The organism is Enterobacter sp. BNK-14, from assembly GCF_047456095.1.
Classification (GTDB): Bacteria; Pseudomonadota; Gammaproteobacteria; order Enterobacterales; family Enterobacteriaceae; genus Enterobacter; species Enterobacter kobei.
Map to the genome: position 1 here is coordinate 2,644,510 of NZ_CP179897.1, position 14,027 is coordinate 2,658,536.

General features: G+C 52.5%; 8 protein-coding genes, 4 tRNA genes, 3 rRNA genes and 1 riboswitch. Of the genes, 3 read left to right on the forward strand and 12 right to left on the reverse strand.

What is annotated here, in order from left to right; translation table 11 throughout:
* The first annotated feature begins 147 nt into the window (after nt 1-147).
* Complete coding sequence (locus tag ACMGGM_RS12655; protein ID WP_045135410.1) at nt 148-1,668, forward strand: YifB family Mg chelatase-like AAA ATPase; 1,521 nt, start codon at nt 148-150, stop codon at nt 1,666-1,668.
* A 29-nt stretch (nt 1,669-1,697) separates the two neighbouring features.
* Here ACMGGM_RS12655 and ACMGGM_RS12660 read toward each other — a convergent pair whose 3' ends face one another.
* On the reverse strand, nt 1,698-2,036 hold the full coding sequence (locus tag ACMGGM_RS12660; protein ID WP_014885680.1) for a DUF413 domain-containing protein: 339 nt from the start codon (nt 2,034-2,036) through the stop codon (nt 1,698-1,700).
* 118 nt (nt 2,037-2,154) lie between these two features.
* Here ACMGGM_RS12660 and hdfR point away from each other — a divergent pair, with 118 nt between their 5' ends.
* A complete protein-coding gene (gene hdfR / locus ACMGGM_RS12665; RefSeq protein ID WP_014885681.1) occupies nt 2,155-2,976 on the forward strand; it encodes an HTH-type transcriptional regulator HdfR in 822 nt (273 codons plus the stop codon).
* 93 nt (nt 2,977-3,069) lie between these two features.
* On the opposite strand, the gene ACMGGM_RS12670 is transcribed toward hdfR, so the two are convergent.
* From ACMGGM_RS12670 to btuB, 9 genes are all read right to left on the reverse strand, one after another.
* Nucleotides 3,070-3,145, reverse strand: a tRNA-Trp gene (locus ACMGGM_RS12670).
* A 53-nt stretch (nt 3,146-3,198) separates the two neighbouring features.
* Nucleotides 3,199-3,275 (reverse strand) — tRNA-Asp (locus ACMGGM_RS12675).
* Between the two features lie 56 nt (nt 3,276-3,331).
* Nucleotides 3,332-3,447, reverse strand: a 5S ribosomal RNA gene (gene rrf / locus ACMGGM_RS12680).
* A 65-nt stretch (nt 3,448-3,512) separates the two neighbouring features.
* Nucleotides 3,513-6,417: ribosomal RNA gene (locus ACMGGM_RS12685) — 23S ribosomal RNA — on the reverse strand.
* A 180-nt stretch (nt 6,418-6,597) separates the two neighbouring features.
* Nucleotides 6,598-6,673, reverse strand: a tRNA-Ala gene (locus tag ACMGGM_RS12690).
* 42 nt (nt 6,674-6,715) lie between these two features.
* A tRNA-Ile gene (locus tag ACMGGM_RS12695) sits at nt 6,716-6,792 on the reverse strand.
* A gap of 70 nt (nt 6,793-6,862) precedes the next feature.
* Nucleotides 6,863-8,402, reverse strand: a 16S ribosomal RNA gene (locus ACMGGM_RS12700).
* Together the 16S, 23S and 5S rRNA genes with 4 tRNA genes alongside form the textbook arrangement of a ribosomal RNA operon.
* 382 nt (nt 8,403-8,784) lie before the next feature.
* Nucleotides 8,785-9,636: a glutamate racemase gene (gene murI, locus ACMGGM_RS12705; RefSeq protein ID WP_014885682.1), complete on the reverse strand. Its 852-nt coding sequence runs from the start codon at nt 9,634-9,636 to the stop codon at nt 8,785-8,787.
* Nucleotides 9,581-11,431 carry a TonB-dependent vitamin B12 receptor BtuB gene (btuB, locus tag ACMGGM_RS12710; RefSeq protein WP_014885683.1) on the reverse strand — a complete coding sequence of 617 codons (1,851 nt, stop codon included), beginning with the start codon at nt 11,429-11,431 and terminating at the stop codon, nt 9,581-9,583. Before btuB ends, murI begins: the two co-directional genes overlap by 56 nt.
* Before the next feature lie 65 nt (nt 11,432-11,496).
* Nucleotides 11,497-11,673: riboswitch (cobalamin riboswitch) on the reverse strand.
* Between the two features lie 104 nt (nt 11,674-11,777).
* Between btuB and trmA the strand changes: the two genes are divergently transcribed.
* Nucleotides 11,778-12,878 carry a tRNA (uridine(54)-C5)-methyltransferase TrmA gene (gene trmA, locus ACMGGM_RS12715; protein WP_023331591.1) on the forward strand — a complete coding sequence of 367 codons (1,101 nt, stop codon included), beginning with the start codon at nt 11,778-11,780 and terminating at the stop codon, nt 12,876-12,878.
* 56 nt (nt 12,879-12,934) lie between these two features.
* On the opposite strand, the gene ACMGGM_RS12720 is transcribed toward trmA, so the two are convergent.
* Both ACMGGM_RS12720 and fabR read right to left on the reverse strand, forming a co-directional pair.
* Nucleotides 12,935-13,294, reverse strand: coding sequence for a YijD family membrane protein (locus ACMGGM_RS12720; RefSeq protein ID WP_063614527.1), 360 nt, complete (start codon nt 13,292-13,294; stop codon nt 12,935-12,937).
* A gap of 9 nt (nt 13,295-13,303) precedes the next feature.
* On the reverse strand, nt 13,304-13,942 hold the full coding sequence (gene fabR, locus ACMGGM_RS12725; RefSeq protein ID WP_008501784.1) for an HTH-type transcriptional repressor FabR: 639 nt from the start codon (nt 13,940-13,942) through the stop codon (nt 13,304-13,306).
* Nucleotides 13,943-14,027 lie beyond the last annotated feature (85 nt).

Consider the following 14,027-nt stretch of genomic DNA (forward strand, 5'->3'; position numbering starts at 1 on the left):
GCTTTTTACCTTCTGCGAGAAGTCTTCCACGGGTATGTAATGATTTCAGTGTGCGCTTAAAATCTCTGAATAAGAGCCGTAAATACACAAAATGACGCTAAACAGACAAAAGAGGCACTGGCATAGTCGTACCAGGAGGTAGTGCAAATGTCACTGTCAGTTGTTTATACGCGTGCGGCTCTCGGGGTGAAGGCACCGCTTATTTCTGTAGAGGTTCATCTGAGTAATGGGCTACCCGGGCTCACGCTCGTCGGGCTACCTGAAACGACGGTTAAAGAAGCCCGGGATCGCGTTCGCAGCGCAATAATAAATAGCGGTTATACCTTCCCCGCAAAGAAGATCACCATCAACCTGGCTCCCGCCGATCTGCCCAAAGAGGGAGGACGATATGATTTACCTATCGCGATTGCGCTTCTCGCAGCCTCTGAGCAGCTTAATACGACCAGGCTAGGCTCGTACGAGTTTGTGGGAGAACTCGCGCTCACAGGCGCGTTAAGGGGCGTTCCCGGTGCGATATCGGGCGCGCTGGAAGCTATACGCGCAGGGCGGCAAATCATTGTCGCGAATGAAAATGCATCAGAAGTGAGTCTTATCGCCGAGAAGGGGTGTCTTGTCGCAGGGCATTTACAGGAAGTTTGCGCCTGGCTGGAAGGGCGCCATGAACTGTCCGAGCCGGAAGAGTGTGACAATGTTATAGCCGATACCCCAGAGGATCTCAGCGAGATTATGGGACAGGAGCAAGGGAAACGGGCGCTGGAGATTACGGCCGCAGGTGGACACAATCTTCTTTTGATCGGCCCGCCTGGTACGGGTAAAACGATGCTGGCGAGCAGGCTGAGTGGCTTGCTGCCACCGCTCAATAATCATGAAGCGCTGGAAAGTGCCGCCATTTATAGCCTTATCAGTTCTACCTCGTTGCAAAAACAGTGGCGCCGTCGCCCTTTTCGTTCACCTCATCATAGCGCTTCACTGACGGCGATGGTCGGCGGTGGGTCTATTCCCGGGCCGGGTGAAATATCACTGGCGCACAATGGCATTCTGTTTCTCGACGAGCTGCCTGAGTTTGAGCGCCGCGTCCTGGATGCCCTGAGAGAACCCATTGAATCTGGAGAGATACACATCTCACGCACGCGAGCCAAAATAAGCTATCCCGCGCAGTTTCAGCTGGTCGCTGCGATGAATCCCAGCCCTACGGGTCATTATCAGGGCAACCATAACCGCTGTACGCCTGAGCAGACATTGCGCTATCTGGGAAAGTTATCCGGCCCGTTTCTCGACCGTTTCGATTTATCCCTCGAAATCCCCCTTCCCCCGCCGGGCCTGCTCAGGCAAAAAGGCATCACGGGTGAAAGCTCAGCAGATGTACGCGAGCGGGTCATTGCTGCCCAGACGCGACAATATGCCCGTCAGAACAGGCTGAATGCACGGCTGGATAATGCCGGGATCCGGCAGTTTTGTTCTCTTAACATAGAGGATGCGGTTTGGCTGGAGGAAACCTTGACGCGTTTTGGTCTTTCTATACGCGCGTGGCAGCGTTTGCTGAAAGTGGCCAGAACCATTGCTGACGTGGAGGGTTGTAGTGACATTCAGAGGAAACACTTGCAGGAGGCGCTGAGCTACCGCGCTATCGATCGTTTGCTGCTCCATCTGCAGAAGTTGCTGGCGTAAAAAAGGGGCCGTAGCCCCTTCTCATCATCTTAGTCATCAGACTCAGTGTAGTCTTCTGCGCCTTCCATCTGCGGCTTACCGCCGGAGAGCGTATGGAAGCGTTTTGGACGCTTAATGCGCGCCATGTACTTGATCCATACACGTTCTGCTTCAGACTGTGGCTCACGCTCGCCACGGCACACTAAGACAAACTGCTTTTCATCTTCAGTTGCGGGCTCACGCTTACCCAGATCCAGCTCGTTGAAGGCATAACCATGACGCTCAAGCAGCTGCGCCTCTTTGATGGTGAAATCGCCGTGACGAGAGAACCCGCGCGGATAATGTTTATTGTCGAAAAAACGATTAGTCGTCGTAAAGCTTTCCGCCATCCTACACGCTCCTAATTCTTTGGCCGAGCTATTTATGGCGCGGAGTATTAGTTACGCTTGACAGAGTGTAAAACAAAACATTTAAATCATAACGACAAATTATTTTGCGGAGAAAGATGTGGATACGGAATTGCTAAAAACTTTCCTCGAAGTGAGCAGAACACGCCACTTTGGGCGAGCAGCTGAAGCCCTTTACCTGACGCAGTCAGCGGTCAGTTTTCGTATTCGACAGCTGGAAAATCAACTGGGTGTGAATCTTTTTACCCGCCACCGCAACAACATACGTTTAACGCCTGCCGGTGAGAAACTGCTCCCCTATGCGGAAACGTTGATGAATACCTGGCAGGCAGCACGTAAAGAGGTTGCCCATACGTCGAGGCACAATGAGTTCTCGATAGGGGCCAGCGCGTCACTGTGGGAATGTATGCTAAGTCAGTGGCTTACCCGGCTATATCGTTCTCATGAACATTTGCAATTTGAAGCCAGAATTGCGCAACGCCAGTCCCTGGTTAAGCAACTTCATGAGCGCCAGCTTGATCTTCTTATCACGACCGAAGCCCCCAAGATGGACGAATTTAGCAGCCAGATCGTAGGGCAGTTTGGTCTGGCACTTTATGCTTCTGAACCTTCAATGATGAAAGCCGATCTGACCTATTTGCGCCTGGAGTGGGGTCCTGATTTTCAGCAGCATGAGGCGGGATTGATAGCCCCAGATGATGTTCCACAGTTAACCACCAGTTCTGCCGAGATTGCCTGTCAGCAACTTCCCTTGTTGAAGGGTTGCACCTGGTTACCAGCCCGTTGGGCAGATACTAAAGCGGGGCTACATACCGTGATAGATTCCACCACCATTTCGCGCCCGCTGTATGCGATTTGGCTGCAAAACAGCGATAAGCAGTCGCAGATAAAAGATCTCTTAAAAATCAATATTATGGAATGATGCATCAGCCAGCAGGGAAGCTGGCTGAAAATTCAGGTGTGCCGTTGTATTTCAGGCAAAAAAAAATCCTTTGCCGAAGCAAAGGATTCGATATGGCAGGGGCGGAGAGACTCGAACTCGCGACACCCGGTTTTGGAGACCGGTGCTCTACCAACTGAGCTACGCCCCTAAAGTTTTTTGCCATTAAGCCTGCCAGTGAGGCAGGCTTAATGTCTTAATAAGTGGCGGAACGGACGGGACTCGAACCCGCGACCCCCTGCGTGACAGGCAGGTATTCTAACCGACTGAACTACCGCTCCACCGAAGACTGCTTGTAACCACCGGATTTATGCACCGGCTTACTACTTAATTTGATGCCTGGCAGTTCCCTACTCTCACATGGGGAGACCCCACACTACCATCGGCGCTACGGCGTTTCACTTCTGAGTTCGGCATGGGGTCAGGTGGGACCACCGCGCTAAAGCCGCCAGGCAAATTCTGTTATCTGTATCAGGCTGAAAATCGTCTCTCTCACGCCAAAACAGCTTCGGCGTTGTAAGGTTAAGCCTCACGGTTCATTAGTATCGGTTAGCTCAACGCATCGCTGCGCTTACACACCCGACCTATCAACGTCGTCGTCTTCAACGTTCCTTCAGGAGACTTAAAGTCTCAGGGAGAACTCATCTCGGGGCAAGTTTCGTGCTTAGATGCTTTCAGCACTTATCTCTTCCGCATTTAGCTACCGGGCAGTGCCATTGGCATGACAACCCGAACACCAGTGATGCGTCCACTCCGGTCCTCTCGTACTAGGAGCAGCCCCCCTCAATTCTCCAGCGCCCACGGCAGATAGGGACCGAACTGTCTCACGACGTTCTAAACCCAGCTCGCGTACCACTTTAAATGGCGAACAGCCATACCCTTGGGACCTACTTCAGCCCCAGGATGTGATGAGCCGACATCGAGGTGCCAAACACCGCCGTCGATATGAACTCTTGGGCGGTATCAGCCTGTTATCCCCGGAGTACCTTTTATCCGTTGAGCGATGGCCCTTCCATTCAGAACCACCGGATCACTATGACCTGCTTTCGCACCTGCTCGAGCCGTCACTCTCGCAGTCAAGCTAGCTTATGCCATTGCACTAACCTCCTGATGTCCGACCAGGATTAGCTAACCTTCGTGCTCCTCCGTTACTCTTTGGGAGGAGACCGCCCCAGTCAAACTACCCACCAGACACTGTCCGCAACCCGGATCACGGGTCTACGTTAGAACACCAGCCATTAAAGGGTGGTATTTCAAGGTCGGCTCCACGCAGACTGGCGTCAACGCTTCAAAGCCTCCCACCTATCCTACACATCAAGGACCAGTGTTCAGTGTCAAGCTATAGTAAAGGTTCACGGGGTCTTTCCGTCTTGCCGCGGGTACACTGCATCTTCACAGCGAGTTCAATTTCACTGAGTCTCGGGTGGAGACAGCCTGGCCATCATTACGCCATTCGTGCAGGTCGGAACTTACCCGACAAGGAATTTCGCTACCTTAGGACCGTTATAGTTACGGCCGCCGTTTACCGGGGCTTCGATCAAGAGCTTCGCGTTGCCGCTAACCCCATCAATTAACCTTCCGGCACCGGGCAGGCGTCACACCGTATACGTCCACTTTCGTGTTTGCACAGTGCTGTGTTTTTAATAAACAGTTGCAGCCAGCTGGTATCTTCGACTGATTTCAGCTCCACCCGCAGGGGCTTCACCTACATATCAGCGTGCCTTCTCCCGAAGTTACGGCACCATTTTGCCTAGTTCCTTCACCCGAGTTCTCTCAAGCGCCTTGGTATTCTCTACCTGACCACCTGTGTCGGTTTGGGGTACGATTTCGTGTTACCTGATGCTTAGAGGCTTTTCCTGGAAGCAGGGCATTTGTTACTTCAGCACCGTAGTGCCTCGTCATCACACCTCAGCGTTAATAAGGTACCGGATTTACCTGGAACCTCCGCCTACATGCTTAAACCGGGACAACCGTCGCCCGGCTAACATAGCCTTCTCCGTCCCCCCTTCGCAGTAACACCAAGTACAGGAATATTAACCTGTTTCCCATCGACTACGCCTTTCGGCCTCGCCTTAGGGGTCGACTCACCCTGCCCCGATTAACGTTGGACAGGAACCCTTGGTCTTCCGGCGAGCGGGCTTTTCACCCGCTTTATCGTTACTTATGTCAGCATTCGCACTTCTGATACCTCCAGCAACCCTCACAGGCCACCTTCAACGGCTTACAGAACGCTCCCCTACCCAACAACACATAGTGTCGCTGCCGCAGCTTCGGTGCATGGTTTAGCCCCGTTACATCTTCCGCGCAGGCCGACTCGACCAGTGAGCTATTACGCTTTCTTTAAATGATGGCTGCTTCTAAGCCAACATCCTGGCTGTCTGTGCCTTCCCACATCGTTTCCCACTTAACCATGACTTTGGGACCTTAGCTGGCGGTCTGGGTTGTTTCCCTCTTCACGACGGACGTTAGCACCCGCCGTGTGTCTCCCGTGATAACATTCTTCGGTATTCGTAGTTTGCATCGGGTTGGTAAGCCGGGATGGCCCCCTAGCCGAAACAGTGCTCTACCCCCGAAGATGAATTCACGAGGCGCTACCTAAATAGCTTTCGGGGAGAACCAGCTATCTCCCGGTTTGATTGGCCTTTCACCCCCAGCCACAGGTCATCCGCTAATTTTTCAACATTAGTCGGTTCGGTCCTCCAGTTAGTGTTACCCAACCTTCAACCTGCCCATGGCTAGATCACCGGGTTTCGGGTCTATACCCTGCAACTTAACGCCCAGTTAAGACTCGGTTTCCCTTCGGCTCCCCTATACGGTTAACCTTGCTACAGAATATAAGTCGCTGACCCATTATACAAAAGGTACGCAGTCACCTAACAAGTAGGCTCCCACTGCTTGTACGTACACGGTTTCAGGTTCTTTTTCACTCCCCTCGCCGGGGTTCTTTTCGCCTTTCCCTCACGGTACTGGTTCACTATCGGTCAGTCAGGAGTATTTAGCCTTGGAGGATGGTCCCCCCATATTCAGACAGGATACCACGTGTCCCGCCCTACTCTTCGAGTTCACAACCTGTGCATTTTCGTGTACGGGACTATCACCCTGTACCGTCGGACTTTCCAGACCGTTCCACTAACACACAAGCTGATTCAGACTCCGGGCTGCTCCCCGTTCGCTCGCCGCTACTGGGGGAATCTCGGTTGATTTCTTTTCCTCGGGGTACTTAGATGTTTCAGTTCCCCCGGTTCGCCTCGTTAACCTATGTATTCAGTTAACGATAGTGTGTCGAAACACACTGGGTTTCCCCATTCGGACATCGCCGGGTCAAAGGTTCATATCACCTCGCCGGCGCTTTTCGCAGATTAGCACGTCCTTCATCGCCTCTGACTGCCAGGGCATCCACCGTGTACGCTTAGTCGCTTAACCTCACAACCCGAAGATGTTTCTTTCGATTCATCATCGGTTTGCGAAAATTTGAGAGACTCGAACACACATAACATGTGTGTCGTTTCAATTTTCAGCTTGATCCAGATTTTTAAAGAGCAAAACTTCGCAGTGCACCTTTTCAGGTTCACTCTGAAGTTTTCTTGTGTTCGCAGTAAAAGATGGTGGAGCTATGCGGGATCGAACCGCAGACCTCCTGCGTGCAAAGCAGGCGCTCTCCCAGCTGAGCTATAGCCCCATCGTTTGTAATCTCTGTACCGCTCATCCTTTAAAAGGAGTTTGGTAGGCCTGAGTGGACTTGAACCACCGACCTCACCCTTATCAGGGGTGCGCTCTAACCACCTGAGCTACAAGCCTGCAGAGATTTTTACTGCTGTTTTTTCATCAGACAATCTGTGTGAGCACTACAAAGGCAGGTTCTTTAAGGTAAGGAGGTGATCCAACCGCAGGTTCCCCTACGGTTACCTTGTTACGACTTCACCCCAGTCATGAATCACAAAGTGGTAAGCGCCCTCCCGAAGGTTAAGCTACCTACTTCTTTTGCAACCCACTCCCATGGTGTGACGGGCGGTGTGTACAAGGCCCGGGAACGTATTCACCGTAGCATTCTGATCTACGATTACTAGCGATTCCGACTTCATGGAGTCGAGTTGCAGACTCCAATCCGGACTACGACGCACTTTATGAGGTCCGCTTGCTCTCGCGAGGTCGCTTCTCTTTGTATGCGCCATTGTAGCACGTGTGTAGCCCTACTCGTAAGGGCCATGATGACTTGACGTCATCCCCACCTTCCTCCAGTTTATCACTGGCAGTCTCCTTTGAGTTCCCGGCCGGACCGCTGGCAACAAAGGATAAGGGTTGCGCTCGTTGCGGGACTTAACCCAACATTTCACAACACGAGCTGACGACAGCCATGCAGCACCTGTCTCAGAGTTCCCGAAGGCACCAAAGCATCTCTGCTAAGTTCTCTGGATGTCAAGAGTAGGTAAGGTTCTTCGCGTTGCATCGAATTAAACCACATGCTCCACCGCTTGTGCGGGCCCCCGTCAATTCATTTGAGTTTTAACCTTGCGGCCGTACTCCCCAGGCGGTCGACTTAACGCGTTAGCTCCGGAAGCCACGCCTCAAGGGCACAACCTCCAAGTCGACATCGTTTACGGCGTGGACTACCAGGGTATCTAATCCTGTTTGCTCCCCACGCTTTCGCACCTGAGCGTCAGTCTTTGTCCAGGGGGCCGCCTTCGCCACCGGTATTCCTCCAGATCTCTACGCATTTCACCGCTACACCTGGAATTCTACCCCCCTCTACAAGACTCTAGCCTGCCAGTTTCGAATGCAGTTCCCAGGTTGAGCCCGGGGATTTCACATCCGACTTGACAGACCGCCTGCGTGCGCTTTACGCCCAGTAATTCCGATTAACGCTTGCACCCTCCGTATTACCGCGGCTGCTGGCACGGAGTTAGCCGGTGCTTCTTCTGCGGGTAACGTCAATTGCTGCGGTTATTAACCACAACACCTTCCTCCCCGCTGAAAGTACTTTACAACCCGAAGGCCTTCTTCATACACGCGGCATGGCTGCATCAGGCTTGCGCCCATTGTGCAATATTCCCCACTGCTGCCTCCCGTAGGAGTCTGGACCGTGTCTCAGTTCCAGTGTGGCTGGTCATCCTCTCAGACCAGCTAGGGATCGTCGCCTAGGTGAGCCGTTACCCCACCTACTAGCTAATCCCATCTGGGCACATCTGATGGCAAGAGGCCCGAAGGTCCCCCTCTTTGGTCTTGCGACGTTATGCGGTATTAGCTACCGTTTCCAGTAGTTATCCCCCTCCATCAGGCAGTTTCCCAGACATTACTCACCCGTCCGCCACTCGTCACCCGAGAGCAAGCTCTCTGTGCTACCGTTCGACTTGCATGTGTTAGGCCTGCCGCCAGCGTTCAATCTGAGCCATGATCAAACTCTTCAATTTAAGTTTGATGCTCGTGAATTAAACTTCGTAATGAATTACGTATGTTCACTCAGAGACTTGGTATTCATTTATTGTCCGAAGACATTAAGAATCCATGTCACTTTGAGTGCCCACACAGATTGTCTGATAAATTGTTAAAGAGCAGTTGCAACGCGGCTTTCGCTCACCGTTGCGAGGTCCCGTATATTACGTTTTCCTCATTCAGAGTCAAGCGATTATTTTTGCTTTTCTCTGTTGGCGTTCATCTCTGAACCCCGCTAACCCGGCGGCCTGTAAGCCGTTGTTCCGTGTCAGTGGAGGCGCATTATAGGGAGTTCTCAGACGTTGACAACCCCTCTTTTAAAAAAAACTTTCAACCGTCTCTTTTTTGCTCAAAACCGTGCTATAGCGCCAGTTTTTCGAGCGTTTGAAAGCCATAACGGCGTAAAACGGGTAAAAGTTGCTCAGTCTCTTTCGTAATTGCCATACAAAAAGCAATATTCGCATCGGCTGATTTCGCATCAGGCGCTTCATGTTCCAGCAGCCAGGCCGTACGACGCGCGATAGCCGCACCGGAATCCACCAGCCGTGTTCCCTCCGGTAGTACCTCTAACAGCTCTTCCTGTAGTAACGGGAAGTGGGTGCAGCCGAGCACAACCGTATCCGGGGGTTCGGGCATCCGCAACCATGGACGAAGAATACGACGCAGCTCGTCGAGTGATACCGCCTGTCCATGCAATTTCGCTTCGGCCATCTCCACCAGCTCTGCCGAACCGAGCATCGCAATCTGGCATTCGTTAGCAAAACGCTCGATCAGCTCGCGGGTATAAGGACGCTTTACCGTACCTCGCGTGGCCAGCAATCCCACAATGCCATTCGCCGTCAAACGTGCCGCAGGCTTGATTGCAGGCACGACGCCCACAACCGGGAACGGGAATTTTTCACGCAGGGCGGGAAGGGAAACGGTGCTCGCCGTATTACAGGCGATGACGGCCAGTGCAAGGGGATAGCGCTTTTGCACTGCGGTGACGATTTCAACCACGCGCTCGACGATAAAGTCCTCACTCTTTTCCCCGTACGGGAACGCGACGTTATCGAAAGCGTAAATGTAATGGAGATCCGGCAGGAGATGCCGAATCTCATCATAGACCGAAAGCCCACCGACGCCGGAATCAAATACCAGCACGGTGGGACGCGGATTAGAAGGTGTAGCTGCCAGACAAGGTGTATTCCCGTCCTGCAGTTTGGTAGCCATAAACTGTCTCGTAATCTTTATCGAACAGGTTGGCTATTTTACCACGAACTGTGAGGTGTGAGGTGACAGGATACGAAACTGCGACATCCCACAGGCTGACACCACCCATTTTTACACGTTCTGTAGAATAGGTATTCGGATCGACCGCAACGTCATAGCGTGTACCCAAATAACGATAGGAAACATTCCAGTCGAGATCCCATACCTGCCAGTCAAGCTGGTACTTAACCTGCTGCTTAGAACGGCGCGCCAGAACTTCATTGGTTTTAGTATTACGTGGGTCAACATAGTCATAGGAAATTTGGTGCCCTACCGGACCGGTATCAAACTGCGCGGTGGCTTCAATCCCTTTGATACGGGCTTCGTCCACATTGTAGTACCGGTAGTTTGCGTCGTAGCCAATTAGGTTATCAATGTCGTTACGATAACCCGTTACGCGCCAGTTAACCGGCCCCGTCAGACCTTCAAAGCCTCCTTCCCACTGTTTACTCTCTTCAGGCTTAAGGTCAGGATTGCCATATTTCTCACTGTGAATCTGGCTCATCGTCGGTGCTTTATAAGCCGTGCCATATGAACCAATAATCCGGTAACCATCGATAAACTCCCACGCAGCACTGGTTTGCCACGTAGCATGATTGCCAAAATTCGAGTTATCATCGTTACGTGCCGCAGCTTCTAGCGTGATGCTGTCAAATTGCTGCATCGCCGAGAGGAAGACGCCCGTATTGCGCTGCTCATAGCCGTTATCCATAGTGCTAGAACCAGCCTGAGTTTTTTGTTTCTGCCAGTCCAGGCCCGCACCAATATTACCATGACCTACTTCAAGGGAATTTAACCACTGTGTGGTGTACTGCTTCACATCGTCCGTCGTTGCGGAATCTGAATAACGCCCTTTCTTCGGGTCATAGTTCTGATCTTTGCTGCGACCATAACCTATGGCCAACTGCGATTTAAATATCCCCTGACTGTAGCGCAGGCCAGTATCCCAATTTTGACTGTAGAGTTGGCGCGTATCCGGTCGTCCATCAACAACAAAATTAGCATCGTAATGGTCATAGCCGTCATACGCAGTGCGATTGTCGTAACCAAAGCCGCGGAAAAAACCACTGATGCTATCGGTAATTTGCTGTTCCACAGAACCGTAAAGTGACTTACTCATAAAACCGTCACGATCCGGCTGACGCGGAGCATCTTTCGCACCGATATCGAAACCACGGGTATAAGTGTAATTACCCGCCATGGTGATTTTGGTTTTATCCAGAACCTGCTGGAAAGAACCGTCATAAGTTTGATAACCCTTAGAACCCACTCCGGCAGAAATTTCCGCGCCCGGTTTATCGCGCCCGGTGATAATGTTGATCACACCGCCAATCGCGTCGGAGCCATACAGCGCAGAACGCGGGCCGCGGATGTACTCAATGCGCTGAATCAGCGAGGTGGGGATTTGGCTAAGATCGGGAACGTTGCTGATCCCGGCATTGTTCAGCGGTACACCGTCAATCAGAACCAGAACGTGACGGGACTCAGTACCACGAATAAAAGTAGAAGAGGTCGCACCCAGGCCACCACTTTGCGCGATGTCCACTCCCGGCAAACGCGACATGATTTCCACAACGCTCTTTGCCTGCCAGCGTTCAATATCTTCTCGCGTCACAACGGACGTCGGCGCCAGAACGGTTTTTGCCGGTTGTTCAAAACGATTTGCCGTCACCACCAACGAGTCGGCGCTATCCTGCGCCCAGCCCGAAAATGCCGTGACGGACAGCGCCGTCAACAGCGATACTTTTTTAATCATTGTTAAAGCATCCACAATATAAGAAGGATGCCGCAGGCCCCATCGATAGCACGCGATGATGAAACCAAATGCGACGTGATCCCGGCAGGTCTTCGGGCTAGGTGGCGTTATACGGATGAAGACTTCCCATTGTCACAGTGTCTACAACGTTCATCCCGCCAGTCTTTACCGCTGCGCGTCAGCTCCAGAATTACACTGGATTCCCTTTTCACTCTCAGGAGACCGGAAACAGAATGCTACAATTAGACACGTATAGATGTCCAGACAGCTATGAGCCATTAAATCTGGACATCCCCTGCACAATGCCTACAATCCCCGCGTAATTCTTTATCACTCAGGACGCATCATGACCCCAGAACACCTCCCGACAGAACAGTACGACGCGCAGCTGGCAGAGAAAGTCGTCCGCCTGCAAAGTATGATGACGCCGTTCAACGCGCCCGTTCCCGAGGTGTTCCGCTCTCCCGTCAGCCACTACCGCATGCGCGCCGAGTTCCGCATCTGGCACGACGGAGATGACCTGTACCACATCATTTTCGATCAGCAGACGAAATCCCGCATTCGCGTGGACAGTTTCCCGGCGGCGAGTGAGCTCATCAACCAACTGATGACCCTGATCATTGACGGTGTGCGCGATAATCCGGTGCTGCGTCATAAGCTGTTCCAGATTGACTATCTGACCACGCAAAGCAATCAGGCGATTGTCTCTCTGCTCTACCACAAAGCGCTGACCGACGAATGGCGCGAACAGGCAGAAGCCCTGCGCGATGCGCTGCGTGCGCAGAACATCAATGTCCACCTGATTGGCCGCGCGACCAAAACCAAAATCATGCTGGATCAGGATTACGTCGATGAGCGTTTGCCGGTGGCGGGTAAAGAGATGATTTATCGTCAGGTCGAGAACAGCTTCACTCAGCCGAACGCCGCGATGAACGTGCAGATGCTGGAGTGGGCGCTCAAGGCGACGGAAGGATCTAAAGGCGACCTGCTTGAGCTGTACTGCGGTAACGGCAACTTCTCCCTGGCCCTGGCACGTAACTTTGATCGCGTTCTGGCAACCGAAATTGCCAAGCCGTCAGTTGCCGCCGCGCAGTACAACATTGCCGCTAACCATATCGACAACGTGCAGATCATTCGTATGGCCGCAGAAGAGTTCACGCAGGCCATGAACGGCGTGCGGGCGTTTAACCGCCTGGAAGGGATCGACCTGAAGAGCTACCAGTGTGAGACGATTTTTGTCGACCCGCCGCGCAGTGGCCTGGACAGCGAAACCGAAAAGATGGTGCAGGCGTACCCGCGCATTTTGTACATCTCCTGTAACCCGGAGACGCTGTGCAAGAACCTCGAAACATTAAGCCAGACGCACAACGTTGAACGTCTGGCGCTGTTCGATCAGTTCCCGTATACGCACCATATGGAGTGCGGCGTTTTACTTACCGCACGGTAATCTGTAGGCCGGTTTTGGCAGGTGGCGCTTCGCTTACCTGCCCTACAAATAATTCATTACTCTGGTAACTGGCTCTTACGGCTACGCATGCGCGAGCCAATCCAGAATACCAGCGCCACAGACAGTACCGCAGGGAAGAAGTTAGATCCGATATACGGATACTCCGCACGCACCACGGTGCTATACAGCAATACGCCCAGAATAAAGCAGGCAGCGGCCAGCCCCGGTAACCCCACCGGCATGGTGCGGTTCAGGTAACGTTGATGCAGGCAGTACACCGTCAGCACCAGCGCAATAAGCGGGAAAATCGAAAACGGAACAATTGAGCTAAAAATAGCGGCAAACGTCCCATTAATGGATAAGCCAGCGATCAATGCCAGCAACAGCGTCCCTTTATCCTGACCTGACTGTTTCATTACTCACCTTCACTCTTCGGTTTGATGTGCCAGTTTCTCTTGTTCACGGCGATACCAGTAGTACGCGCCTTTGGAGATCATCCTGAGCTGCAATACCAGTCGCTCTTCGAGCTGTTTGCGTTGTTCAATGCTGACATCCAGCGCTTCGGCACCCGCGCTGAAAACAATCGTCACCATCGCCTCAGCCTGTGCTTCAGTAAACGCACGCGGCATATGGTTTTCGAGTTCAAGATAGTCGGCAAGTTCCGCGATGAAGTGCTGAATTTCACGCGCGACGGCGGCACGAAACGCCGCCGATGTGCCCGAACGCTCGCGCAAAAGCAGACGAAACGCGTTGGGGTTATTGCCAATAAATTCCATAAAGGTCGACACGGAGGTGCGTATCACGCTACCCCCTTTGGCGATACGCTGACGTGCCTGGCGCATCAGCTGGCGCAGCATCAGACCGCTTTCATCGACCATGGTCAGGCCCAGTTCATCCACATCACGGAAATGACGATAGAAGGACGTTGGCGCAATCCCGGCCTCGCGTGCGACTTCGCGCAGGCTCAAACTGGCAAAACTCCGCTCGGCACTCAGTTGACTGAATGCGGCTTCCACCAGCGAACGCCGGGTTTTCTCTTTTTGTTGTGCTCTTACGCCCATCACGATAGTTGAATCCTTCCAAAGGCCTGCTGGCACTATACCAGAGAATAAAATTAATCTGTTTGCCTGGCTTTGTGAATGATTGTTT

Bases quoted from the DNA above. Each gene is read 5' to 3' on its own strand.
- trmA (WP_023331591.1), top strand. From the start codon at position 11,778: ATGACCCCAGAACACCTCCCGACAGAACAGTACGACGCGCAGCTGGCA.
- btuB (WP_014885683.1), bottom strand. From the start codon at position 11,431: ATGATTAAAAAAGTATCGCTGTTGACGGCGCTGTCCGTCACGGCATTT.
- ACMGGM_RS12660 (WP_014885680.1), bottom strand. From the start codon at position 2,036: ATGGCGGAAAGCTTTACGACGACTAATCGTTTTTTCGACAATAAACAT.
- ACMGGM_RS12655 (WP_045135410.1), top strand. From the start codon at position 148: ATGTCACTGTCAGTTGTTTATACGCGTGCGGCTCTCGGGGTGAAGGCA.
- murI (WP_014885682.1), bottom strand. From the start codon at position 9,636: ATGGCTACCAAACTGCAGGACGGGAATACACCTTGTCTGGCAGCTACA.
- ACMGGM_RS12720 (WP_063614527.1), bottom strand. From the start codon at position 13,294: ATGAAACAGTCAGGTCAGGATAAAGGGACGCTGTTGCTGGCATTGATC.